22 protein-coding genes and 1 pseudogene are annotated in these 24,221 nt (G+C 70.2%); 8 read left to right on the top strand and 15 right to left on the bottom strand.

What is annotated here, in order from left to right; translation table 11 throughout:
- Nucleotides 1-19: 19 nt before the first annotated feature.
- Nucleotides 20-463: pseudogene (locus tag ACFVYR_RS29995) on the bottom strand (transposase); the annotation flags it as partial.
- 5 nt (nucleotides 464-468) lie between these two features.
- Nucleotides 469-1,671 (bottom strand): MFS transporter, encoded by a 1,203-nt coding sequence (locus ACFVYR_RS29990; protein ID WP_384256501.1) that lies wholly within the window; start codon nucleotides 1,669-1,671, stop codon nucleotides 469-471.
- Nucleotides 1,672-1,709: 38 nt separating this feature from the next.
- On the opposite strand from ACFVYR_RS29990, the gene ACFVYR_RS29985 reads away from it, so the two are divergent.
- Complete coding sequence (locus tag ACFVYR_RS29985) at nucleotides 1,710-2,306, top strand: CGNR zinc finger domain-containing protein (RefSeq protein WP_384256499.1); 597 nt, start codon at nucleotides 1,710-1,712, stop codon at nucleotides 2,304-2,306.
- Nucleotides 2,307-2,694: 388 nt separating this feature from the next.
- Complete coding sequence (locus ACFVYR_RS29980; protein ID WP_384256497.1) at nucleotides 2,695-3,255, top strand: DUF4232 domain-containing protein; 561 nt, start codon at nucleotides 2,695-2,697, stop codon at nucleotides 3,253-3,255.
- 505 nt (nucleotides 3,256-3,760) lie between these two features.
- On the opposite strand, the gene ACFVYR_RS29975 is transcribed toward ACFVYR_RS29980, so the two are convergent.
- From ACFVYR_RS29975 to ACFVYR_RS29955, 5 genes are all read right to left on the bottom strand, one after another.
- Nucleotides 3,761-4,555 (bottom strand): hypothetical protein, encoded by a 795-nt coding sequence (locus ACFVYR_RS29975; RefSeq protein ID WP_384256494.1) that lies wholly within the window; start codon nucleotides 4,553-4,555, stop codon nucleotides 3,761-3,763.
- A gap of 461 nt (nucleotides 4,556-5,016) precedes the next feature.
- Nucleotides 5,017-6,018 (bottom strand): LuxR C-terminal-related transcriptional regulator, encoded by a 1,002-nt coding sequence (locus tag ACFVYR_RS29970; RefSeq protein ID WP_384256492.1) that lies wholly within the window; start codon nucleotides 6,016-6,018, stop codon nucleotides 5,017-5,019.
- Between the two features lie 202 nt (nucleotides 6,019-6,220).
- Entirely contained in the window at nucleotides 6,221-6,589 is a 369-nt protein-coding gene (locus tag ACFVYR_RS29965; protein WP_384256490.1) for an ArsR/SmtB family transcription factor, read from the bottom strand.
- Between the two features lie 176 nt (nucleotides 6,590-6,765).
- A complete protein-coding gene (locus ACFVYR_RS29960) occupies nucleotides 6,766-7,245 on the bottom strand; it encodes a diadenosine tetraphosphate hydrolase (protein ID WP_384256487.1) in 480 nt (159 codons plus the stop codon).
- 72 nt (nucleotides 7,246-7,317) lie between these two features.
- The gene (locus ACFVYR_RS29955; protein WP_384256485.1) at nucleotides 7,318-7,848 is read right to left on the bottom strand and encodes a TetR/AcrR family transcriptional regulator; all 531 of its coding nucleotides are present in this window, start codon (nucleotides 7,846-7,848) and stop codon (nucleotides 7,318-7,320) included.
- 586 nt (nucleotides 7,849-8,434) lie between these two features.
- Between ACFVYR_RS29955 and ACFVYR_RS29950 the strand changes: the two genes are divergently transcribed.
- On the top strand, nucleotides 8,435-10,168 hold the full coding sequence (locus ACFVYR_RS29950) for a chitinase (RefSeq protein ID WP_384256482.1): 1,734 nt from the start codon (nucleotides 8,435-8,437) through the stop codon (nucleotides 10,166-10,168).
- Nucleotides 10,169-10,236: 68 nt separating this feature from the next.
- Here ACFVYR_RS29950 and ACFVYR_RS29945 read toward each other — a convergent pair whose 3' ends face one another.
- Nucleotides 10,237-10,737, bottom strand: coding sequence for a hypothetical protein (locus tag ACFVYR_RS29945; RefSeq protein ID WP_384256480.1), 501 nt, complete (start codon nucleotides 10,735-10,737; stop codon nucleotides 10,237-10,239).
- A 239-nt stretch (nucleotides 10,738-10,976) separates the two neighbouring features.
- Here ACFVYR_RS29945 and ACFVYR_RS29940 point away from each other — a divergent pair, with 239 nt between their 5' ends.
- Together ACFVYR_RS29940 and ACFVYR_RS29935 are read left to right on the top strand one after the other, a co-directional pair.
- Complete coding sequence (locus tag ACFVYR_RS29940) at nucleotides 10,977-12,197, top strand: IS110 family transposase (protein WP_389613151.1); 1,221 nt, start codon at nucleotides 10,977-10,979, stop codon at nucleotides 12,195-12,197.
- A gap of 260 nt (nucleotides 12,198-12,457) precedes the next feature.
- Nucleotides 12,458-13,678, top strand: coding sequence for an IS110 family transposase (locus ACFVYR_RS29935; RefSeq protein ID WP_384256478.1), 1,221 nt, complete (start codon nucleotides 12,458-12,460; stop codon nucleotides 13,676-13,678).
- 17 nt (nucleotides 13,679-13,695) lie between these two features.
- Here ACFVYR_RS29935 and ACFVYR_RS29930 read toward each other — a convergent pair whose 3' ends face one another.
- From ACFVYR_RS29930 to ACFVYR_RS29920, 3 genes are all read right to left on the bottom strand, one after another.
- Entirely contained in the window at nucleotides 13,696-15,195 is a 1,500-nt protein-coding gene (locus tag ACFVYR_RS29930) for a helix-turn-helix domain-containing protein (protein ID WP_384256475.1), read from the bottom strand.
- On the bottom strand, nucleotides 15,192-15,503 hold the full coding sequence (locus ACFVYR_RS29925; RefSeq protein WP_384256473.1) for a helix-turn-helix domain-containing protein: 312 nt from the start codon (nucleotides 15,501-15,503) through the stop codon (nucleotides 15,192-15,194). The genes ACFVYR_RS29930 and ACFVYR_RS29925 overlap by 4 nt, the downstream gene beginning before the upstream one ends.
- Before the next feature lie 114 nt (nucleotides 15,504-15,617).
- Nucleotides 15,618-16,466 carry a class I SAM-dependent methyltransferase gene (locus tag ACFVYR_RS29920; RefSeq protein ID WP_384256471.1) on the bottom strand — a complete coding sequence of 283 codons (849 nt, stop codon included), beginning with the start codon at nucleotides 16,464-16,466 and terminating at the stop codon, nucleotides 15,618-15,620.
- Nucleotides 16,467-16,636: 170 nt separating this feature from the next.
- Between ACFVYR_RS29920 and ACFVYR_RS29915 the strand changes: the two genes are divergently transcribed.
- On the top strand, nucleotides 16,637-19,537 hold the full coding sequence (locus tag ACFVYR_RS29915; protein WP_384256468.1) for a BTAD domain-containing putative transcriptional regulator: 2,901 nt from the start codon (nucleotides 16,637-16,639) through the stop codon (nucleotides 19,535-19,537).
- Nucleotides 19,538-19,701: 164 nt separating this feature from the next.
- Here the strand turns inward: ACFVYR_RS29915 and ACFVYR_RS29910 are convergent, their stop codons facing one another.
- The 4 genes from ACFVYR_RS29910 to ACFVYR_RS29895 all read right to left on the bottom strand — a co-directional run bounded on the left by ACFVYR_RS29910 (nucleotide 19,702) and on the right by ACFVYR_RS29895 (nucleotide 22,695).
- The gene (locus ACFVYR_RS29910; RefSeq protein ID WP_384256466.1) at nucleotides 19,702-20,010 is read right to left on the bottom strand and encodes a hypothetical protein; all 309 of its coding nucleotides are present in this window, start codon (nucleotides 20,008-20,010) and stop codon (nucleotides 19,702-19,704) included.
- 119 nt (nucleotides 20,011-20,129) lie between these two features.
- Complete coding sequence (locus ACFVYR_RS29905; protein ID WP_384256463.1) at nucleotides 20,130-20,306, bottom strand: hypothetical protein; 177 nt, start codon at nucleotides 20,304-20,306, stop codon at nucleotides 20,130-20,132.
- 171 nt (nucleotides 20,307-20,477) lie between these two features.
- Complete coding sequence (locus ACFVYR_RS29900) at nucleotides 20,478-21,971, bottom strand: alpha/beta hydrolase (RefSeq protein WP_384256461.1); 1,494 nt, start codon at nucleotides 21,969-21,971, stop codon at nucleotides 20,478-20,480.
- Between the two features lie 109 nt (nucleotides 21,972-22,080).
- A complete protein-coding gene (locus ACFVYR_RS29895) occupies nucleotides 22,081-22,695 on the bottom strand; it encodes a LysE/ArgO family amino acid transporter (RefSeq protein ID WP_384256459.1) in 615 nt (204 codons plus the stop codon).
- Between the two features lie 98 nt (nucleotides 22,696-22,793).
- Here ACFVYR_RS29895 and ACFVYR_RS29890 point away from each other — a divergent pair, with 98 nt between their 5' ends.
- Nucleotides 22,794-23,741 carry a LysR family transcriptional regulator ArgP gene (locus ACFVYR_RS29890; RefSeq protein WP_384256456.1) on the top strand — a complete coding sequence of 316 codons (948 nt, stop codon included), beginning with the start codon at nucleotides 22,794-22,796 and terminating at the stop codon, nucleotides 23,739-23,741.
- Nucleotides 23,742-23,804: 63 nt separating this feature from the next.
- On the top strand, nucleotides 23,805-24,074 hold the full coding sequence (locus ACFVYR_RS29885; RefSeq protein WP_384256454.1) for a hypothetical protein: 270 nt from the start codon (nucleotides 23,805-23,807) through the stop codon (nucleotides 24,072-24,074).
- Nucleotides 24,075-24,221 lie beyond the last annotated feature (147 nt).

The following is a 24,221-nucleotide window of genomic DNA, read 5'->3' as shown; positions in this document are numbered from 1 at the left end:
GCGCAGTTGCGCACGCATCGGCCTGGTTCTTGTAGCCGGTGTCGACCCATGCCTTGGTGACGGTGGGGTGGTTGGCGGCGAGTTGGGTGAGGAGCTGTTTGCCGGCCTCGTTGTCGGAGACGCTGGCGCCGGTGACCATGACCAGCAGCAACTGGCCGAGGGTGTCGACGACGATGCTGCGCTTGCGGCCGACGATCTTCTTCCCGGCGTCGATTCCCTCGGTGCTGGTGGGGACGCTGGGGGCGGTTTTGACGCTCTGGGCGTCGATGGCACATGCGGTCGGCTCGGCAGTGCGTCCTTCCTGTTCTTGGACCAGGTGATGCAGGCGGATGCCGAGTTGCTCGATGGTGCCGTCGGTGGTCCAGGCGCTGAAGTGGGAGAAGACAGTGGTGTGCGCGGGGAAGTCGTGGGGCAGGTAGCGCCAGGCGATGCCGGTGCGGTTGACGTAGAGGATTTCGCGAAGACCGCTCAAGTCGACATCGTGCTGGCCTCGGACGAGTTGGCGGTTGCCGAGGGGATCACGAAGAAGACCAGTGCTGCGAGGGCCGCCACGCTCGCTGCGAGTGCCAAGGTGCCTGGAAGAGACCAAGTCGCGACTGGTCCGGCAACTGCTGCCCCCAGGGCGAATCCGGTGATCTTCAGGCTGGCGCCGGTGGTGAAGATCTGGGCTCGCAGGTGATCTGGGGCCTCCCGGTGGCGGACTGCGAACAAGGCGGCCAGTTGGGGTCCTTCCCCTATCCCCACGATGAGTACGGCCACGATGAGTACGACGGGTTGACCCCACTCGGCCAACGCCAGCGCGGCAGCCTGGACAAGGGCACTGGCCCAAATGATCGTGTCGGGGGCAACTGAACGCGGGAACCCAGCGAGTACGGCGTTGGCCACCAAAGCTGCGATCGCCACGCAGGAGAGCAGCACCGCACCGCGGCTGGCCCCGCCCAGAACACGTTCGCCGAGGAGCGGGATGCACGCCATCAGCATTCCCTGGGCGATGCAGGAGACGGTCGAGGTGAGAGTGGCTCGGGCCAAGGACGGTCTTCCGAGGATGACCCGTACTCCGGCAACAAGGTCGCTGGTCACCGAAGTTGCCTGCACTCCCAGCACTCGGCCGGGACGGGCAGGCAGCATCCACGCGGCGGGCAGCGCCAAGGCGATGAGCACCACAGAGACCACCACGGCCATCGGGGCGCCCAGCGCCTCTGCCACGCCGCCAGCGAGAGCCGGACCGGCCAGACTCGCCATATTGAACGTCATGGCATCGAGCGCATTCGCCCGGGGCAGGTGGTCACCCAGCACCACACGCGGAAGTTGGGCCGTCCATCCCCCCGACAGGGCCGGGCCCAGCAGCCCTGTCACCGCTGCGATCAAGATCGTGACAGCGAACGGCCACCGCCCTAGTCCCCCAAGAACCGTCCCCAGCCCCACCGCATAAAGGACGAGGGCCCCAGCCAGCAGGCGTCCCGGCCGATCTGCTCTGTCGAGGAGCGCCCCAAAAATCGGCCCCCCTACCGCGGCAGAGATCGTGATGCCCGCGAGCAGCGACGACGCGGCGACGGTCGATCCGGTCAAGGCAAATGCTGCCAGCATCAGCGCCGGTCCTGACATCTCGTCCCCGGCACGGGCTGCCACCGCTCCGACGAGATAGAAGCGGAGCGAGTAACGCTTTCCCATCAGCAGGACGTTACGAAGGTAACTCAATCATCCGCAAGATGCGTTACATTCCGCAGGTGTCATCCCACAGCGACGATTGGTCCACCCGGCACTCCGTGCTCACCACAGCCCGGCGCACCGCCGCCCTGATCAACGCCCTGGCTGACGGCTGCCCCGACCCAGCTGATGTCGCCGACGTGCTCCGCGCATACGGCGAGACCGACCCCATCGACCTCACCACCCGCGATGTCGCAGAGATGCAGGCAGCTGCCTCCCTGCTCCGGCTGGTCTTCGCCGCCGAGCACGCCGATGACGCCGCAGCCGCCCTCAACCAGCTCTTGACGGACCACACCGGACCGCTCCGCCTGACCTCACACAACGGCAGCACTCCCTGGCACCCCCACCTCGACCGCGAGGACAACGCACCCTGGGACGAGTGGCTCGTCGCCTCGTCCTGCATGGCCCTGACCGTTCTCGTCTGGGACCGTCAACGTCCGCCCGGCAGGATCTGCGCATCCCCCACCTGCCAGATCGCCTTCATCACCCAGGGCAGCGGTCCGGAGCGTCGCTACTGCTCCCGCCGATGCGCGACCCGCGAACGAGTCGCAGCCCATCGACGCTCCCGCTCCGCCGAGCAGCCGAACGAAGCCAAATAGGGCGCCAAGGTCCAACGCAGCATCGCTCAACCTTCGATGGCACAGGACGGCTGTCCCGTGCCACTGGATCTTGACCGTTTGCCATCGGACTTTGACGAACGCGCGTTTGAGTTACCAGAGTTTGATCGCCGCAGGTCAGCGACTCCGCGCACCTTCAGTGCGCGCCGGGGCGTGGTAGAACCCGTGGCGCGCTGGAGGTGCTTCTGTCTGCCCTGACGGCCATCTGCACGGGTGCAGCCTGTCGTCACCGTTCCGTCACAAGTAGTCGCCGCACGGAACCCTGCCGCTCTCCCGCCCCATCTGCACTCACGCACCACGACCACACGTACCGCGGGACAACAACCGACGACCGAAACCCGCGGACGAGACGACTCAGGGGGACGACAGCATGCGTCACAGCAACGGCATTCGCAGGGCGGCTCTGGCAACGACGGCGGTCACGGCCGCCGCGGCGGCCGTGACCGGAATCCTGCCCGGCACCGCCATGGCGGCGAGCACCACCACCTCCACCCCGCCGCCCGCCTGCCCGGCCTCCGCCCTCCAGGTCAGCGCCTGGCAGGCCGCCCACCCGCCCGTCGGGACCGGGACCGGGGCGGCGGTTGTGCAGTTCACCAACGTCTCCCAGAAGACGTGCGTCCTGAAGGGCCATCCGACGGTCGCGGGCGGCTCTCTCGCCCGCAACACCCCGCTCAAGGTCACCCCCGCCGACAGGGCGGCCACCGTGACGGTCCGGCCGCACGGCAAGGCGTGGGTGAAGCTGACCTTCGTCCAGGTCCAGGGGGAGGGCGACGGCTACTGCGTGTCGGGCAAGACCCCGGCGGCGTATCCGACGATGGTCATCGGGCTGCCGCACTCCGGGAAGCACCAGGTCGCCCTGAACGACGGGTGGTGGGCCGAGTGCGACAACAAGGTGACCGCCACCCCGGTCTCGACGGTCAAGCCTTCCTGACCCCCCGTCCCCACACATCGAGCAGCCTGCATGAGGATCGCAAGGCTCTGACCTACACGTTCACGAGGAACTGCACATAAGTGCAGGTCAGCGACTCAGCACACCGAAGGTGTGCTGAGTCCAGTTGACTCGACATGCCCGCGGCCGTGTCAGACGGGCAGGCCGTGGCCTTGCGCCGGTCCACTCCTGGCGTCGGCCTTGGCGGTTGTCAGGAGTGGACCGGCTCGAAGGTGTCAGGGTGTTCGCCGTCCGCTCACGTATCGGGTGACTCGTTGGGCGCCCAGGACTACGGGCACTACGGCGATCCCCCCGACCAGTGCCCACAACATGCAAGCTGCCCAGGACTGGTCGCTCACAGTAAGGCCGAGGAACACCCCCATGCCGGCCAACACCGCAAGCGAGGCGGTCCGTTCGGCTCGGGTGTGACGGTTCTTCAAATCATCTGTCATCGCAGTGCTCCTCACGAGTCATGTCGTCGGCGCGGGAAGGGCGACAGCATCGCCTGTCAGTCGAACAGACCGCCGACGACTCCGGCGACGGCTCCACCCAGACCTCCTGCGACAGCCCCGGGGATGCATCCAGCTCCTCCTCCGGCTACGGCGCCCCCCACGCACCCGCTGACAAGTCCCATGGCGGTGCCCTTGGCGGCGTCGTTCACCCACTTGGGGTCGGCGACGACGGGAAAGGCTGTGGAGTCCGTGGTCTGTACCGACTGGATGAGGGTGTTGCCGTCGATGCGGAAGCTGGTGGGTATGGACTTGCCGGTAGCGTCCTTGGCCCAGGGTGCAGTGAAACCGCCGAGGAATTTGCCGTTCTTGGCGACTGCGGCGACGGCGCCGGTGTTGAGCTTGACCAAGTGGGCACCGTCGGGCAGGCCGATGTCGTAGCGCTGTTCGCGCGGGGCGGTGGCGTTCTTGAGGACGGCCAGGGCGCGGATGCCGCCGTCGGCGGTGGGCTGGATCGCGAGGTCGGTGCCCTTGGCCGCCCCGGGGTAGACGGTGGTGTTCTTGCCGGCCCTGGTGCCGATGACGTTGTTGCTGCTGGGAAGTGCGATGGATACGGCGTCACCCGTTGCGGTGACAGTCTTCGCGTCCCCGGTGGAGCGCTGGGGGATTCTGGTGCCTGACGCCGGGGTCGGGGCGATGTCGCCGGTGCCGGTGGCCTTCTCGACTGCGGCCGCGGTGCTTTCGGTCTTAGAGGGGGCGTCGCTGGCCAAGGCGACGGAGGTGGTTCCGAGGGTGAGGGCGGCCGCGCTGAGGGTGGTGACGATGCCGCTGGCTATGCGCTGACGGTGGTTCATGAAAACCCTTCGTGGATGGTGCATTGGGCCCCGGCGCAGCCGATGGAGGGAGGGGGCTGGCGCCAGGGTGAGATGACCTTGGCATGCGCAAATGATCACGGGAAGGGTGTTCAACTGAGGTCGGCGCAATTGAGGGCTTTGGTCCTCGTATTTGCTGCCCTATTGGGACCTTAGTCCTCGCATTTTCGAGCCTTTCTGATGTTTGCCCCTCGCTGTTGCGCTCCTGCGGCTTTTCCCGTTCATGCGGCGATGCGTCCACCCTCCGTCCAGATGCGACCGCAACCTGTGCAGTGCGCGATCGGCTGTCGGCCTTCGCCACCGTGGACGTCGATTGCGCCGCCGCAATCGTGACGCTGCTCCAGGGTGTGGCGCTGCGCGGCGATGTCGAGGGCTCGCTCCACCCGCCCGGCCGAGCCCGCGGCGACTCAAGCCGACTCGCACAGGCACGAGATGCCCGGCATCTAGGACAGGCGGGCGATGAGTTCCTCCCGGCCGGACACGCCCGTCTTCCGATACACCGCCTTGAAGTGGTCGTTCACCGTATGCGGCGACAGGTCGAGACGGCGGGCGATCTGCTTGGCGGACTGGCCCTCGAGGGCCTGCGCGATGACCATCCGCTCCCTGCTGGAGATGCCGTACCACTGCACGAGAGCGGGCAACAGGTCGGCGGCCGGCGCAGGTTGGAGGGTCACTACCACATCCCCCGCCGTCCCTCCGTCGAGGAGCTGGGCCTGCAGGGAGAACCATCCCTGAGAGGTGGGCGCCCGGGTGAGCGCCGGTGCGCCCGTACGCCGCGCGGTGTACGTGATGTGCCAGAGAAAGCCGAACAGCTCCTGGTCACAGGCGGGATAGACGCCAGGCAGAAGCCTGCGCACGGCCTCGCGGCCACCTGCCGTCACCCCTGTGATCTCATCGCTCGGCCCGATGAAGACGACACACGGCGGGAACGGGATACGCCGAGGACGCAACGACCTGCCCGTCACAAACCGCCTCACGGCCAGGGCGAGCGGCTGCGCAAGCTCCGCCGCGCGCGCGACCTCCACCGCCGAGAACGGCCTCGCCCCCCGCTCGCGCAACAGCACCAACGCGCCCCAAGCAACGCCACGTTGGGCCAACGCGACACACATCTCACTGCCGTACGAGTCGGCGGCCATGATGCTGTGCAGTCGGCGCACCTGCGGGCGCTCGTCCGACGAGCCGGAACCGAGCACGGCGACCGGGCAGGCCCCGCGAATCAGCTCGGCGACGGGGCTCTGGGTCCAGCCGAGCGCATCCTCGCTGTCCATACGGCGCCGCGCCCGCGCGTCGTAGGTGTTCTCGCAGGCCAGAAAGCAGCGCGCGCCGGTGACGGGGTCATAGCCGGTGAGCAGATAGCCGTCGTGCGGTACGGCCCTGCTCAGGTGGCTCGACACCACCTCGCCCAGCTCCGATACGGAGCCGACCCGGCCCGCCGCCTCCGACACCGCATGACCCGCCGGGCCCGCTGCCCCCATCCATGTGACCACCCAACGAGTGTGGCACACCTCACATCCCCAACTCCAGAAGGTTCATGACCTGTTGGGCGGACCGGAGTGACCCACCGGTTCACCGTCGCGGCCTGGACGCCCCCCGCGGCTGGCTCGCCAGCGCCGTCAGCCTCGGGCACCTGGAGGACGCGCTGCGCTCTCAGGGGTGCCAGGGTGCTCCGGTCACCTGGTGGTCCGCGTGGCTCAGCGCCTCCGTGACCAGTCGGCGCAGATGGCCGTCGCGCAGCGAATACACCATGCGGCGCCCGTCCTTGCGGGACTGGACGAGACCGGCGAGCCGCAGCTTGGCCAGGTGCTGGCTGACGGCAGGACGCGCCGCGCCGCTGACGCCCGCCAGCTCCGTCACGTCCGCCTCTCCCCCGGCCAGCACCCACAGCAGGTGCAGGCGCGTCGGGTCGGCGAGAAGCGCGAACACCGTTGTGGCGGCCTCCAACTGCGCCCGGTTCGGGCTGCTTTGGTGACCGCTGGTCTCGCGGTGTGCGGCTGAGGGTGCGTCGCGCTCCGGCATGGCGTCATCGTAGGACCGCACAGGCCGCGTCGGGCGCCGGGTGCCCGCTTCTCGCACCCGTCGGCAGCCTCTTCGGTCCCGGACGCTCACCTTCTCGCACCCGCCGGCCGCCTCTTCGGTCCCGGACGCTCACCTTCGTGCGCTCAGAGCCTGTGCCAGATCCCCGGCCGACCGACTCAGTTCTGCCCGGTCAGGCGGTCCAACTCCGCGGTGATCCGCGTCCGGAGCGTGTCGTGCCTGGACGACAGTGCGTACCGTTCGTCGTGCCAGTTCTCCCGCGGGTAGAGCCAGACCGGCATCCGCACCAGGTCGGCCGGCTCCCATGCGTATCGCGGCCACACATGCGCGTGGAGGTATCCGTCGGTGTTTCCGAGGATCTCCAGGTTCACCCGCCGGAACTCCGGGTCGAGGCGTCGGCAAGCGCACTCGACGGCTTCGCCCAGGACGTCCATGTCGGACAGGAAGGCCAGTCGCTTCGGCTTGGGCAGCTCGGACAATCGCTCCACCTGCGGATTGTCGACGAGGAGGACCGAGTAGCCCGGCAGGAACTGGACGTCCCCCATCGCCGCGAACCCCGCCGTCAACCGCCGCATCACGGCCGGGTTCTCGCCGGCCAGGGCGCTTGCGATCCGGTTTTCGCGCCACTCGTTCGTCATGGGTTGCCGACTCCGTCCGCTCGGGTGGGTCACCGAGACCTCATCTTCTCGCAGCGCGGGACGCACCTGCGCTCAGCGGTGCTGGGCGATGAGCAGGTGTGCCATCCGCCGGGCCCGGAGAGCCGCGTCGGTGTCCCCTTCCGCCGCCGAGATGATGGACCCCTTCATCAGGATGTGCCAGGAGCGGGCGAACGAGTCCGTGTCGCGCAGCTCCGCCTCTTCGGCCATGCCGGACACGAAGGAGCGGATGTTCTGCAGGTAGCCGATGCTCGCCCTGCCCAGGGGGTGCTCGCCGCCCATCTCCAGCAGGACGTTGATGAACGTGCAGGCGTCGAAGTCGTCGCTGCGGAACCAATCGTCGAAGACGTCGAAGATCGCGAGCAGCCGTTCCTCCGGCGTACCGCCACGGCTGCGGGCACCTGCCATGACGAGACCGAGCGTCCACTGCTCCTCACGGCGGGCGAGGAACTCCAGCACGAGCGCGTCCTTCGACTCGAAGTGCCGGTAGAGCGTCGCCTTGGCGACTCCCGAACGCGATATGACCTCTTCGATGCCGACATCGCGGACACCGCGTCGCGAGAAGAGCTCGTACGCGGTTCGCAAGATCCGTTCACGAGGTGCCAGTTGGCACGTCTCTGCCGGCGGTCCGCTGTCCATCACCGTCCAGAATAGCCCTGGACAGAGCCGCCGCCCCCTGCCATCGTCTAAGTAGCGGCCCACGAGACAGACCGGTCTTTCTGTCCCGGCCCGGTCAGTGACTTCACACCCCCATCACCACTACAGGGTCCCGGTGTACGCATCAACCGGCTGAGCAGCCACCGCGGGAGCAATCGGCTGTCGGCCCACCACCGGGAACTGCCCGACGGGTGGGGCAGCGGTCTCCCTGGCGCACCCCTCCCACCAGGTGAGCCGCCCCACCCGTCGGATGGCCGTCCCTGTTCCAGGATGGTGAACCGTCGTGCAGCCCGGTTGGTTCCTTCGCGGCCGCGACCTCGCTCACTCGCTTGCCATCGGCGTCGACGGCAGCGCCCGCCCTCATCCGGTCGGCGCCCACCTCGCCCACCCGGCGATCACCCACGGGTACGTGTCAAAACTATTGACAACTCAATTGGTCTGGACCAACTATGCGCACAGCAGCGGTGGCCACCGTCGTTCGCTCCCCTCCTTCTCTCCTCCCTGGAGGCACCCCGTGGACCGTGTACGTCAGGGCAGACCCGGCCTTCGTCGGAGGTTCGGCGCAGCGATCGCCGTGAGTGCGGCCGCCGCACTCGCCGTCACCGTGCTCGCCGCGCCCGCGCAGTCGGCCGACACCAAGGCCGCCGGCGTCGCAGCGGACGTCAACGTCGCCAAGAACGCCGGGTTCGAATCGGACCTGAGCAACTGGACCTGCGCAGCGAACAGCGGTACCGCCGTCACCTCCCCCGTGCACGGCGGTACGAAGGCGCTCAAGGCCACCCCGTCGGGCCAGGACACCGCCGAGTGTTCCCAGATCGTCAAGGTGAAGCCCAACTCCACGTACAAACTGAGCAGTTGGGTGCAGGGCAGTTACGCCTACCTCGGTGCCCGCGGCACGGGTACCACCGACGTGTCGACGTGGACGCCGGGCACCTCCTCCTGGCAGCAGCTCTCCACCAGCTTCACCACCGGCGCGAACACCACGTCCGTCACCGTGTACACGCACGGCTGGTACGGACAGAGCGCGTACTACGTCGACGATGTGAGCGTCCTCGGACCCGACGGAGGCGGCGGCACCGATCCGGTGGAGATACCGGCCGTGCCGGCCGGCCTCGCGGCGGGCGCGACGACGTCCACGTCGGTGGACCTGTCCTGGACCCCGGTGTCCACGGCCACCGCGTACACCGTCTACCGCGACGGCACGAAGGTCGCCTCGACAAGCGGCGCCTCCACGACCGTCACCGGCCTCACGCCGGAGACCACGTACAGCTTCCAGGTGAGCGCCTCGAACGCGGCGGGTGAGTCCGCCAAGTCGGCGGCGGTGTCCGCACGGACCACCAAGGGCGGCGGCGGAGACGGCGGCACCGTGCCCAAGCACGCGCTGACCGGCTACTGGCAGAACTTCAACAACGGCGCGACCGTGCAGAAGCTGCGGGACGTGTCCTCGCAGTACGACATCATCGCCGTCTCCTTCGCCGACGCCACCACCACACCGGGCCAGATCACCTTCAACCTGGACCCGGCCGTCGGCTACTCCTCCCCCGCCGACTTCAAGGCGGACATCGCGGCCAAGCACGCCGCGGGCAAGTCCGTGATCCTCTCGGTCGGCGGCGAGAAGGGCAGCATCTCCGTCAACAGTGACGCCTCCGCGACGGCGTTCGCCAACAGTGCCTACGCGCTCATGCAGGAGTACGGGTTCGACGGCGTCGACATCGACCTGGAGAACGGCCTCAACCCGACCTACATGACGAAGGCGCTGCGCCAGCTCTCCGCGAAGGCGGGCTCGAAGCTGGTGCTCACGATGGCGCCGCAGACCATCGACATGCAGTCCACCTCCGGTGGGTACTTCCAGACGGCGCTCGCCGTGAAGGACATCCTCACGGTCGTCAACATGCAGTACTACAACAGCGGTTCGATGCTGGGCTGCGACGGCAAGGTCTACAGCCAGGGCACCGTGGACTTCCTGACCGCGCTCGCCTGCATCCAGCTGGAGGGTGGCCTCGACCCGTCACAGGTCGGCATCGGCGTCCCGGCGTCGACGCGCGGCGCGGGCAGCGGTTACGTCGCCCCGTCCGTCGTGAACAACGCCCTGGACTGCCTGGCCCGCGGCACCGGCTGCGGCTCCTTCAAGCCGTCGAAGACGTACCCGGGACTGCGCGGCGCCATGACGTGGTCCACGAACTGGGACGCGACGGCGGGCAGCACATGGTCGAACACCGTCGGTCCGAAGGTGCACAGCCTTCCGTAGCGAACGCCCGCGCGGCGGGGCGGACCGGCCACGGTCCGCCCCGCCGTCCTTGCGGCGGCCTCGCACACCTACCTCTTGCGCGACTCCACTCGGTTCCTTCGGTCCATTCGGTCCATCACCAGGTTCGCCACGATCCCCAGCAAGGTCGCCGCCGCGGAGGGCAGCCATGGGTTGGTGGCGTGCAGGCCCGGCGTGAATTGCAGGACGAACATGGCGGCGATGAAGGTCGTCAGGCAGGAGGTGACCGTCTCTGCCGCCTGCTTCGTGCGCTCAGCGGGCCGGCTGAGCCGCACCAGGAGTCGCACCGGGGTGGTGAACACCCCGGCGAGCAGTCCGCAGGGGATACTCAGCAGCGCGGCCCAGAGCAGCGTGCCCAGACCGTCGAATTCGATCAGGTCGCTGAACGCGGCGGTGACGATCAGGACCATCAGCAGCAGGACGAGCACGACGACGGCCCCGACCCCGAGACCCAGAGCCGTCATTCCGGCTGCGACCAGCGCTTTCCCCGTGGCGTTCAAGGAGCCCCACGTGATCTCCTCTTCACGGTCCCGCTCCTGCTGTTCGCTCATTACGGGACCATCCCTTCTGCAGCCCTCTTCGGTAGGGTTGTGACCTCTCGGTCCCGGTGGGTGCACGGCCATGTTCGCGAGCCGCTCGACGGCCACGATGAGTTCCGCCGGCCCCACCGGGCCGAGGCCGTCTGATCGGCTTCAGGGACACGCCCCGCAGAGGGCCGATTAATGAGCTCCCGGCAGACGTCCTCACCACCGAGCAGGTGCTCCGCGCACGACACAGGAGTACTTCTTTCGTGTACATCGGCTGGGACTGGGCCACCGACACCCACGACGTGACCGTCATGGATGACACCGGCAAGCGCATCGACCGGTGGGAACTGGCCCACACCGAGGAGGGGTTCACCAAGACTCTGGCGAGGCTGCGCAAGCTCGGGGACCCGGCCGCACTGCCTGTGGTCAACGAGACGACCCGTGGCCTGGCCGTCGACCGGCTGCTCGCCGCCGGCCACCCGGTCGTCCCGGTCCACCCCAACGCTTTCCACGCCATGCGCCCGCGCTGGGGCGCCTCCAAGGCCAAGACCGACGCGGGCGACAGCATGAAGCTCGCCGACTACCTGCGCACCGACGGGCACCTGCTGCCCCGCCTGGAGCCCACCGAACAGGCCACCTTGGACCTGCAGGCCCTCACCCGCCAGCGCGCCGACCACATCCACGCCCGTGTCGCCGCCGTCAACCAGCTCGCCGCCCTGCTGGACGAACACTGGCCCGGCGGCAAGGCACTCTTCTCCACCCTGGACAGCGACATCGCCCTGGCCTTCCTGGAGCGTTACCCCACCCCCGGCTCGGCCGCCAAGCTCACCGCCGGACGCCTGGAAGCCTGGTGCAAGCGCCGCGGCTACTCCGGCAAGAAACCCGGCAGCGTGCTCATCGAACGCCTGCGTTCGGCCCCGGCCGCGGCCTCCCGCCTCAGCGAACCCGTCGCCCGGCAGCTCATCCTCATGCAGGTCCAGCTCGTCCAGGGCATCCGGGCGACCATCCGCGCCTTGGAGAAGGCCATCACCGAAGCGGTCGAAACCCACCCCTACGCCCCGCTGTTCGCGCCCATGCCGCGTATCGGCAAGGTCAACTTGGCTCAGATCATCGGCGAGATCGGCCCCTTCCTGGAGCGCGCCCAGAGCTGCGAACAGCTCATCGCCGAGACCGGCGTCGTCCCGGTCACCCGCGCCTCGGGCAAGTCCCGCTCGGTCGGCTTCCGCTTCGCGGCCAACCGCAGAGCCCGCCTCGCGATCGCCACCTTTGCCGACAACAGCCGCCACTCCAGCGACTGGGCGGCCAAGATCTACAACGACGCCCGGGACCGGAAGAAGCGCCACCCCCACGCCACCCGCATCCTGGCCCGCTCCTGGCTGCGCGTGATGTGGGCCTGCTGGCGCGACGGCACCTGCTACGACCCCGACATCCACCAAGCCAACGGCAAGATCAAACCGGCAGCCGACGAGTCCGTGGCGGCCTAGAGGTTGACTCAGGAAACTCATTACGGGACCATCCCTTCTGCAGCCCTCTTCGGTAGGGTTGTGACCTCTCGGTCCCGGTGGGTGCACGGCCATGTTCGCGAGCCGCTCGACGGCCACGATGAGTTCCGCCGGCCCCACCGGGCCGAGGCCGTCTGATCGGCTTCAGGGACACGCCCCGCAGAGGGCCGATTAATGAGCTCCCGGCAGACGTCCTCACCACCGAGCAGGTGCTCCGCGCACGACACAGGAGTACTTCTTTCGTGTACATCGGCTGGGACTGGGCCACCGACACCCACGACGTGACCGTCATGGATGACACCGGCAAGCGCATCGACCGGTGGGAACTGGCCCACACCGAGGAGGGGTTCACCAAGACTCTGGCGAGGCTGCGCAAGCACGGGGACCCGGCCGACCTGCCGGTGGCCATCGAGACGACCCGTGGCCTGGCCGTCGACCGGCTGCTCGCCGCCGGCCACCCGGTCGTCCCGGTCCACCCCAACGCTTTCCACGCCATGCGCCCGCGCTGGGGCGCCTCCAAGGCCAAGACCGACGCGGGCGACAGCATGAAGCTCGCCGACTACCTGCGCACCGACGGGCACCTGCTGCCCCGCCTGGAGCCCACCGAACAGGCCACCTTGGACCTGCAGGCCCTCACCCGCCAGCGCGCCGACCACATCCACGCCCGTGTCGCCGCCGTCAACCAGCTCGCCGCCCTGCTGGACGAACACTGGCCCGGCGGCAAGGCACTCTTCTCCACCCTGGACAGCGACATCGCCCTGGCCTTCCTGGAGCGTTACCCCACCCCCGGCTCGGCCGCCAAGCTCACCGCCGGACGCCTGGAAGCCTGGTGCAAGCGCCGCGGCTACTCCGGCAAGAAACCCGGCAGCGTGCTCATCGAACGCCTGCGTTCGGCCCCGGCCGCGGCCTCCCGCCTCAGCGAACCCGTCGCCCGGCAGCTCATCCTCATGCAGGTCCAGCTCGTCCAGGGCATCCGGGCGACCATCCGCGCCTTGGAGAAGGCCATCACCGAAGCGGTCGAAACCCACCCCTACGCCCCGCTGTTCGCGCCCATGCCGCGTATCGGCAAGGTCAACTTGGCTCAGATCATCGGCGAGATCGGCCCCTTCCTGGAGCGCGCCCAGAGCTGCGAACAGCTCATCGCCGAGACCGGCGTCGTCCCGGTCACCCGCGCCTCGGGCAAGTCCCGCTCGGTCGGCTTCCGCTTCGCGGCCAACCGCAGAGCCCGCCTCGCGATCGCCACCTTTGCCGACAACAGCCGCCACTCCAGCGACTGGGCGGCCAAGATCTACAACGACGCCCGGGACCGGAAGAAGCGCCACCCCCACGCCACCCGCATCCTGGCCCGCTCCTGGCTGCGCGTGATGTGGGCCTGCTGGCGCGACGGCACCTGCTACGACCCCGACATCCACCAAGCCAACGGCAAGATCAAACCGGCAGCCGACGAGTCCGTGGCGGCCTAGAGGTTGACTCAGGAAACTCATCGCTGACTCCCGAGGGTGTACCGGTCCTTGACCTTGACCTCGGTGACCGACCGTCCCTCGGCGAAGACACTCCGCCAGTCGCCGATCACATGGAGCTCGTCGGTGCCCATCGCGCGGACGACGGTGAGACCTTCCTCGTACGCCTTGTAGGCCTTCATCCAGAGGTTGGAGAAAGCCTGGGAGCGGATGAGGTGCATCCAGTCGGGGCGGTAGAGCTCGCGGTTGTAGTTCGACTCCCCCATCGTGGCGACGAACTTGGAGTACATCGCCTTCACGTACTCCAGCGTCACCTCGTCGTCCTCGCCGATCGCCAGGTCCCGGGCGTCCTTGAGGGCGACACGGAACTTCTCGAGGAGGCCTTCGGTCGCGCCGGAGGTGTACGACTCGTGGATGAGGGGCGGCTCGCACAGTCCGTACTTCGGCGACGAAAGGCGCAGGAGCAGGCGCAGGGTCGGCTCGGTGATCCAGAGAGGGCCCGGTTCGTCGCGGTTGCCGATCGGGTTCGGCAGGACATCCTCGTGGTCCCAGACGGGTGGGGTGACGAGGTGGACTCCGGCGCGGCGGCGGTCGTGGGCGAAGCCGGTGGAGTGCTCCAGCTGGCCGATCGGGAGATGCGTCTTGAGCGCGGAGAGGTAGGCGCCGTTCATGTCGAGGGCCGTCACCTCGTGGGCGCCGGGCGGGAGTTCGGGGCGGGTCCACTTGGGTCGGGCCTCCCAGATCTGGTCCGCGCCGCGCGAGGTCTGCTTGCGCAGGATGTCCGGGATCCAGGGGTGCGCCACGATGTCGTAACGGCCACCCTTGCGGGTCTCGTCGAGCAGGGCCATCGCGTCCGGGATGGCCCGCTTGACCAGGGCGGCCGTGGCGGCATCCACGTCGCCCGCGTGCGCGGCGAGCGCCTCCCGCACGGCGCGGCCGATCACGTCGGGCATGTCGGCGGGTGTCTGCGCCCTGCGTCCCACCGGGACGAGTTTCACCTGCCGCGCCGGGCGGGTGGAGGCGGGAGCGAGCGCGGGGGTGACCGCTGTGTTCGTGGTGCCGCACTGGGTGGGGTCCAGGTGCTGCGGGAAGCCCTCCACCTCCTCCGTGGCGGGCCTGCCGCACAGCACACACGGTTCAGGGTGGGCCAGGCGCCCGGCCGTGCTGTCGGCGGGTTCGCCTCGTCCCCCGGTCGGCGCCTGGGAGGCGGCGAAGGGCTGCGGCTCGGACTCCGGTTCGGCTTCGGGCTCGCGGTCGGGGTCGGTCCCCGAAGGCTGCGGCGCGAGCCTCGTACGCGCCGCGTCGAGAAAGTACGCGTACTTCTCCCGGACGCCACCCGTCGGTTCGCGGCCGGACTCCCAGCCGCCGACCGTGTTCGGGCTCACCCCGATGGCGCGCGCCACTTGGGCCTGCGACAGGTTCAGGGCCTCGCGCAGCGTGCGGCGTTCCTCGGCGGACGGCAGTTCCACCTCCGGCCCCGCGACGGCCAGCAGGGCGTCGATGGCGTCGAAGTCGCTCATCGCCGGGCCGCACCCCTCGCTGCGGGTCCGGCGGCGGTACGGCGCCTCGGAACGGTACGACGGCGGTCGGCGGGCAGCGCCTCGCAGGCCCGGGTGGGGCCGGCGAGCAGGTCGAGCACATCGATGCCGTAGTGCACGGCGATCGCGTCGCAGTCGTCCAGGCCCCAGGCGGCGGCGCCGGACTGACGACGTGACACCTGCGTCTGGTCGACGCCTAGTACGGAGGCGAGGCCCGCTTGTGTGTCACCGGTGATCTGCATCAGCGCGGCCACAGCCGCACGCAGTCGCTCGACGGAAGACATACCCATGACCTCAGCCTAGCCAACCGGCGGGCGGCATTCGCATGTGGCTCGCGAATAACGCATGCCCTTGTCGTTTCGTGGTCTTGGTCATCGTTGACCATCCGTCGGCCCCCGCCGTCATCAGTCCCTGGGCGCGCCATTCCGCCAGACGTGCACTTCCGTGCTCGGGACACGTTCGGAGAACCGGCCCGACGCGGAGGCCTCCCGCAGCAGTGCGCGCAGATCGGCTTCGAAGCGGTCGCGGCCGGTACCGAACAGGTGCGGGGCCGAGTTCGACATGGAGAAGACACCGGCCACGACGTCGTCGGCCGAGCGTTCCAGGGGCTGTCCGCCGGGCACGACGTGGTGCTCCGGCCCCGAGAAGCCCGCCCGGGCGTACACGGCCGCCTCGCCGCCGGGGGTGCCCTGCGCCAACACGCCCCGCCCGGCGCGGCGGACCGGCCCCAAGTACCGTCTGACCAGCGCCCCCACCGCCTCGTGGGGTGGCGCCGGGTACGGGAGCCCGTCGACCGGCCGAGCCTCCGTCTTCACATCCGAGATGTGGACCAGCGCGCCGCCGGAACAAAGCATCTCCTTGACGGTCGCGGCGACCAGGTCGCGGTCCATCCAGTGGAAGGACTGGGCGAAGACCGCGACGGTGAACGTGCCGAGCCCCGCGGGGAGGTCCTCCGCGCGGGCCCGCACCCATCGCGCCCGTGCGGCCGCGCCCCGCCGGACCGCCTCGCGACCCGCTTCGGCGATCATGTCGCCGTCCGGGTCCACGCCCACCACCTCGCCGAACAGCGGGGCCAGGGTCAGCACGAGGGTTCCCGGACCACATCCCACGTCGAGGAGACGCCCCCGCACGTCGAGGCCGAGCACCTCGGCGAGTACGTCCGCCAGGCCGGGCGCGTAGGGCAGTCTTCCGCGCGCGTAATAGGGGGCCGCCCCCGCGAACAACGTCTCGTCCCACTCCCAGCCGGCCACCATGCCCGCTCCCCACCTCTCGCGCTTGTGACCGGTCCCCTCTTGCCACCGGCCCGGATCTGCCGCCCGGCGTCCGGACTCCGCCGGGCCGGAGGCCGCTTCCGCGTAGACGGTACTCGGGCACCGCGCCCCCTCCGGTAATCTGATCTTTTCCCGCAGGAGGAGTTGCATCAGTGGAGTTCCGGCTGCTTGGAGCGGTTTCCGTCGCCACTGAGGTCGGTGTGGTGCCGCTCGGACCCGCCAAGCGGCGCAGCCTGCTCGCCGCCCTGCTGCTGAGGCCCAACCATCCGGTCCCGGTGAGCCAGCTGACGGACGCGCTGTGGGACGACGAGCCGCCGGCGCGGGCCCGCGGCGTCATCCAGGGCCATGTGTCGCGGCTCAGGGTCCTGCTCGCCGGCGCGGACGCCGAGATGTTCGGCGTCGAGCTGCTCACCCAGGGCTCGGCGTACGTCCTGCGGATGCCCGAATCGCTGCTCGACGCCCACCGCTTCGAAGAGCTGGTGACGCTGGCCCGCAGTCAGCGCGCCCCCGCCGATGCCGTGGCGATGTACCAGGAGGCGCTGTCCCTCTGGCAGGGTCCCGCGCTGACCGGCGCGCATCCAAGTCAGCCCTTGCAGGCGGCCGCCCAGGCCCTGGAGGAGCTCCGCCTCGCCTCCGTCGAGTCGCTGGCCACGGCGTACTCGGGGATGGGCGAGCACGCGCGCGCCGCGGCCGTGCTGCGGGCGGAGGCGAGCGTCCACCCGCTGCGCGAATCGCTGGCCGCGGCGCTCGTACGGGAACTGCAGCGGGCGGGCCGCCGCTCGGAGGCGCTCGACTGGTTCCACCGCACGCGACGGCTGCTCGCCGACGAGTTGGGCGTCGACCCCGGACGGGAGCTGGCCGACGCCTACACGGTCGTGCTGCGCGGAGAGGACGACAGGGACGAGGCGGCGCGAAGACCAGGTCCGGCCTCGCACTCGACGTCGACCTCCCTATCGACCTCGTCCGCATCGACCGCTGCTGCCACCACGGCTGCGACTTCCGTCGCGGCTGCCTCCGTGACCGACACCGCGAAGTCAGCCTCACCTCCGGCTCCCGCACACGCCGCAGTCCCTGCCCCCGCCCCCATAGCCGCCCCCGCCCCACCACCCGTCCACGGACTGCCAACAGCCCCTCCGCCAGGCACGATCGACCTGCTCCCGCGCATGCCGCGCGGCTTCCACGGGCGGGCCGGGGAGCTGACCGCGCTGTCCCGGGCCGCCGCGGGCGAGGCGCCCGTCTGTCTGGTCACCGGGCCCGCCGGCGTCGGCAAGACCGCGCTCGTGGCGCACTGGGCGCACCGCAATCGCGACCAGTTCCCCGGCGGTCTGCTCTACGCCGACCTGCGCGGCTTCAGCGACACGGGCGAACCGGCCCTTCTCGAAGTGCTGCGGGAGTTCCTGCTGGCGCTGGGTGTGGCGCCGCGCCGGATACCGGAGTCGGCCGGCGCCGCGTCCGCCCTGTTCCGTTCCCTCTGTGCCGAGCGGGAACTCCTTGTCGTACTCGACAACGCGCGCGCGTCCGAGCAGGTCCGCGAGCTGCTGCCGGGCGGGGCGCAGTGCGTCACCGTGGTCACGAGCCGGTACCGGCTGCGCGGGCTGATCGCCTCCGACGCCGCGCGGCCCGTCCCCGTGGACGTACTCGAACCGGAGGACAGCACGGCGCTGCTCGCCGCGGTGCTCGGCAAGGAACGGGTGCTCGCGGAGGAGGTGGCCGCCCGGCGCCTCGCGGAGCTGTGCGGCGGGCTGCCGCTCGCGCTGCGGGTGGCGGCTGCCCGTCTCGCCGATCAGCCGGAGTGGTCACTGAGTGCCATGTGCGGCGAACTGTCCGACGAGTCACGGCGGTTGAGCCTCCTGGACGTGGAGGACACAGGCGTCCGAGCCGCGCTGCGCCTGACGGTCCGCCGGCTCCCGGCGGACGCCGCGCACCACTTCGCCCCTCTCGGGCAGCACCCTGGAACGCATGTCGACCGGTACACGGCCGCGGCTCTCGCCGGTACGGACCCGGAGACGGCCGCGGCGGCGCTGGACAAGCTCACCGCCGCGCACCTGGTGATCCGGACCGCGCCGGACCGCTGGACGCTGCACGACCTCGTCCGGTTGTACGCGCGCGGGCTCGACGCCGGGCCCGACACCTTGGTGCGGGGGCTCGACCATACGGTCGCCACGGCGCTGGCCGCCGCGGACGCGGCCGAGCCCGGCGACGAGTCGTGCTTCGCCCTGCCCGCGGACTTCCACCCGCCGCAGGCGACACGGGAGTTCACCGGCCGTGAGCAGGCCATGGACTGGTACGCGGCCGAGCGCGACGACCTGACGCTGGCGGCGGCCGCCGCACACGCCGCCGGGCTGCACGCCAGGACGTGGCGGATCGTCCTGGCGCTGTGGCCGCAGATCGTGTGGCGGGTGCGGGACGGCTGGACTCCTCTGCTGCGTACGGCACTTGAGGCGGCGCGGGCCGATGGCGACGCGCGCGCCGAGTCGCGGGTGCTCGCGCTGCTCGGCTGGGTGCTTACGGAGGAGGGGCGCACCACAGAGGCGCTGGCCCATCTGGAGGCCGCGCCCGTGCTCGCCGCCCGGGCCGGTGACGCGCGCGGGGAGGCGACCGCGCTGATCAACCTGTCGCTCGCGCAGTCGGAACTCGGCAGCCCGGAGGAAGCCTCCGAGGGATGCGCGCTCGCGGCGGAGCTGGCGCACAGCGTCGGCGACCGGAACACCGAACGGCTCGCGCTCTACCACTTGGCCCGACACCGCCTCGATGCCGGTGAGTGGCAGCCGGCCTTCGAGACGGCGGTCGCGGCCCTCGACCTGGACATCTCCTCGCAGGCCTCGGCGGCGGCCCGGGTGCTGCTGCGCATCGTGATCGGGGAGGCGCTGCTGGGGATGGGCGACGAGGCCGAGGGCATTCGGCGCCTTGAGGCCGCGGCGCGCGAGGCGGAGGGGTGCGGTTACGACGACGGTGCGGTCCGCGCGCTCGGGGCGCTGTTGCGGGTATCGGCGGACGCGGGGCTGCAGGCACGGTACGACATGGCGATGGTGCGGTTGATGGCGCGTACGTGAGGGTGGAGCCCTTCGACGGGCCGCGACACGACGGCCGTCTTCCGACGGTCCGCGTCGGTGGCCGGTCGTCTCGGCCCGCGGGGCCGCTCACCCCCGTGGGGCCGCCGCACCTTGTGAGACCGTCTCACCTTGGGAGGCCGCCCGGCACAGACGTCCCGTCCGGCTCAGTCGCCCCGCCCGTCGCCCTCGTCCACCACTGCGCCCGCCGTCCCGCCCGTTTCGCGGTTCGTCGCGTGCGCGCTCAGCTGCTGGTTCACCTCGCGGGCCTGCGCGGCCAGCTGGCTCGCTCGCGCCTCGGCCCGGTCCGCCCGGGCGTTGATGCGGGCGATGTCGTCCTCGATGACCTTCAGGGCCAGCTCGGTCGCCGCGTCCGCCTCCTTGGCAGGGAGGTCGCCGGGAAGGTCCTCCAGCGCGCTCTTGACCGCGGGGATGCCGCCGCGGGCGTGGATCTCTTTCCAGAACTCGTAGTCCATCGGGCCATCCTGGCCGATCGACGCGGGCCCGCGCGAGGCGGTGCGGCCCCGAGAACCCGTTCGGGCACCCGGGCCGCGTCCGAGGCGTACGGGAGAGCCTGTGCGCCGCGCCGCTGCCGTCAGGACGCGGGCCCGGAGGAGGGCGTGCCGGCCGGGGCGGACGTGCCGAAGTCGAGGAGGTCCTCGGCCGTCTGCTGGGTCTCCTCCGCGGCCTTGCGGGCCGTGGCGACGACGTCGCCGTGCTCCTGGACGAGGGTGTGGTATATCGGCGCCTGGGTGGCGTCATTGGCCGGCATGACCTGCGGCTCCTTGTTCGGGGACTGCGTACTCGGGCGGCCGTGTGCGGCCGACCCGCGACCTTACGCGAACTCAGTGCCCCGGTGGGACCGACCCCGATCATGAGACGCCCGCTTGTGACGACCTTCACACGCGGCGGGCGCCCCGGGAGCGGCAGGTCAGGGGGTTGGTCAGGCGCAGTAGGTGTCGTGGTCCGGCCGCTCTCCGGTGGCGAGGAAGCGGGAGACGGTGCGGTCGCCGCAGGCGTTTCCGTTGGCGAGGTAGGAGTCGTGGCCGGTGGCGTCGACGGTCACCATCGTGGCCCGGCGGCCGAGGGCGTCGCGCATCTTCAGGGCACCGCTCAGCGGGGTGTTGGGGTCGCGCTCGTTCTGGACGAGCAGGATGTTGGACGGGCCGCGGTCGGTGATGCGTACCGGGGCCTGCTTGGGCTCGTACGGCCAGGCGGCGCAGAGCATCGCGTTCCTCGGCATGCCCGCGGTCAGCGGGAACGCGGCGCGGCTCGCGGTGACGCCCTTCTGGTACACGGCCGTCGTCCTGGGCCACGCGACGTCGTTGCAGAGGGTCGCGGAGCCGACGGCCACGGAGTTCTGTATCGCGCTCTCGGGCGGCGCCGGGGGCGCGGGCGGCAGGCTGCCCTGGCGGGCGGCGAGGATCAGCTGGGCGAGTGCGGGGAAGCCGTCGGGGTCGTCCATCGCGTTGAGCATGGTCTGGCGCAGTACGTTGCCGTCGAGTTGCTCCGGATTGGCCCCGTCCCAGGGGATCGGCTCGTGGTCGAGGCGTTCGGCGAGGCGCAGGAAGCCCGTGCGCACGTCGGCCGCCGTGTCGGCCACGCGGTACTGGTTGCCGGGCTCGGAGGCCCACTTGGCGAACTCCGCGAAGGTGTCCTCGACGCCCTGCTCGTGCGCGGCGAGCCAGCCGCGGCCGACGCGGGCGGGGTCGGGGTTGTCGTTGCTGTCCAGCACGATGCGGTCGGTGCGGCGCGGGAAGAGCTGGCTGTAGACGGCGCCGACGTAGGTGCCGTACGAGACCGCCCACGCGCTGATTCTCTCTTCGCCGAGTGCGGCGCGGATGCGGTCGATGTCGCGGGCGTTGTCGGGGGTGCTGATGTGGCGGAGGAGTTCGCCGCCGTTGCGGGCGCAGGCTTCGGATGTCCGTTTCGCGACGGCCATGTTCTCGTCGACGGAACCGTCGGGTGCGGGCCAGGGGCGCAGCTTGGAGGTGGCCATGTCGGCGTGCTCGAAGCCACAGGTGACCGGGGTGGAGCGGCCGAGGCCGCGGGGGTCGAAGCCGATCAGGTCGTGGCTGTCCCGCACGCTCTGGGGCAGTTTCTGTCCTTTGTGGGAGGGGTCGTTGATGCTGGAGCCGCCGGGTCCGCCGGCGATGAGGAGGAGGGCGCCGCGGCGGGTGGCGGGCTTCTCACTGGGGATGCGGGAGATCGCGAGCTCGATCGTTCTGCCTTCGGGGTGGGCGTAGTCCATCGGGACGTCGAGCGTCGCGCACTCCTGCCGGGGGTCGAGCCCCTGACCTGGGCACGTGGTCCAGACGAGCTTCGTGGTCGACGCGGCCGTGGCGGGGGTCGACGCGGAGGCGGCGAGCGGGGCGGTGAGGGTGAGGACGGCCGCGGAGGCGGCGAGCAGGGCGGTGTTGCGCTTGATCTTCGTCATGCGGAAGAGCTTCGCCGATCTTCCGGGGTGATCACATCCTCCCAACTGCCCGGTACGGGTAGGGGTTTACCCCGAACGATCACCTAAGGGGAGCGGCGGTGGGCGGTGGTCAGAGCACGCCGATGACGAGCGTGGTCCCCATGACCGCCATCGTCACGGCGATCAGGACGTCCAGGGCCCGCCAGGACGCCGGGCGCTCGAAGAAGCCGCTGAGCAGGCGGGCGCCGTAGCCGAGCGCGGCGAACCAGCACACGCTGCCGAGCATCGCGCCGATCCCGAAGGCCCAGCGCAGCCCGTCGTGCCCGGCGGCGACGGAGCCGAGCAGCAGCACCGTGTCGAGGTAGACGTGCGGGTTGAGCCAGGTCATGGCGAGGCAGGCGAGCAGCGCGCCGCGCCGTGACCCGGCCGTCGCGCCGGTGGCCGTCATCGCGGTGGGGCGCAGCGCTCTGCGTGCGGCGAGCACGGCGTACGAGAGGAGGAAGGCTCCGCCTATCAGGCCGACGAGGGTCAGCGCCGGGGGCCAGGCGGTGACCACGGTGCCGACGCCGCCCACGCCCGCGGCGATGAGCACTATGTCGGACAGGGCACAGATGGCCACCACGCTGAACACCGCCTGACGACGGATGCCCTGGCGCAGCACGAAGGCGTTCTGCGAGCCGATGGCGACGATGAGCGAGAGTCCGGTGCCGAACCCGGCGGCTGTGGCGGTGAGTGCTGATCCCATGGACACCGACGTTAAGGATCATTGACGCCTGCGTACAGCTAAAGATTGTCATGTAGCTTAAGCAGAACTAATGGCGTGAGTAGAGGAGGGGAGCGCCGGTGACAGGTGCGGACGTGACGGTGAGGTCGCTGCCGGGAGCCGTCTCGGAGCTGCCGCTGGAGCACGTGCGGACCCTCCTCGCCGTCGTCGACGAGGGCACCTTCGACGCCGCCGCGGCCGCCCTGCACGTCACCCCTTCCGCGGTCAGCCAGCGCGTGAAGGCGTTGGAGCAGCGGACCGGCCGGGTGCTCCTGATGCGTACGAAGCCGGTGCGGCCCACCGATTCGGGGCAGGTCGTCGTGCGGTTCGCGCGGCAGCTGGCCCGCCTCGAAAGGGACGCGCGCGCCGAGCTCGGCATCAGCGACACGGGTGAGGCCGCCGTCCTGCCGATCGCGGTGAACGCCGATTCGCTCGCGACCTGGTTCCTGTCGGCGCTGGCCGCGGTCCCCGCCGAGCTGCGGGTCTGTTTCGAGCTGCGCCGCGAGGACGAGGAGCACACGACGTCGCTGCTGCGCGAGGGGTCGGTGATGGCCGCGGTGACGTCGTCGCCGGACGCGGTGGCGGGGTGCACCGTGCGGCGGCTGGGGCGGATGCGGTATCTGCCGGTCGCCTCACCCGCGTTCGCGGCGCGGTGGCTCGGCGACTGGCCGCGGGTACCGCTGGGGCAGGTCCTCGCGGACGCGCCCGTGATGTTCTTCGACCGTCGTGACTGCCTGCAGGACGATTTCGCGCGCCAGGTGACGGGCGGGCGCGGGGCAGGACGTTTGCGGCACTACGTTCCCTCATCGCGCGCCTTCGTCGAGGCGATCGAGGCGGGCCTCGGGTGGGGCGTGGTGCCGCGGGCGCAGGCCGAGCCCTTGCTGCGGGCCGGCACGCTGACCCTGCTCGACGCCGAACGCGTCGTGGACGTACCGCTGTTCTGGCAGCAGTGGAAGCTCGACTCGCCCGCGCTCGCCGCGATGGCGGACGCGGTGGTGCGGGCGGCCGCCGGTGCTCTGGACCGGTGAGTCGCGGCCACGAGCGGCCGCGTGGACGTGCGGCGCACGCGACTCCTGTCTAGCGTCACTGGCATGAAGACTCATCCGCAGAGGTACGAGCTGCTCCTGGTCCCCGAGTTCGCCGAGGGCGGGGCGGGCACGGGCGGTACCGACGGCGCCCTGCGTTCCGCGGTGGTGGTGGCCACCGGGGAGACCGGCGCCTCCGGCTATCCGCGGTATGCGGGGGACGGCATGGAAGCGGACATCGACCCGGTGACCCGCGCGGTCGAGGCACTGCTCGTGGACGGGGCCGAGCTGGATTACGGACTCTCGGTGCGGGTCGCGGACCGTCCTGTCGGCTGACAGAAGGAAACGTTGCGTCAAAAACAATGTCGCAACAATTTCTATTGAATCATTGAATCATGCAAAACGGATCCTCATATTCTGCGCGCACGGCAGGGCGCGGCACACCGTCTCTCCTGTCAGCTGGCTTGAATGCGCCCCTTTCCT

The organism is Streptomyces sp. NPDC058284, from assembly GCF_042881135.1.
In the GTDB taxonomy this organism is placed as follows: Bacteria; Actinomycetota; Actinomycetes; order Streptomycetales; family Streptomycetaceae; genus Streptomyces.
The sequence above is the reverse complement of the archived record's forward strand: the minus strand, read 5'-3'. Positions and strand labels throughout refer to the sequence as shown.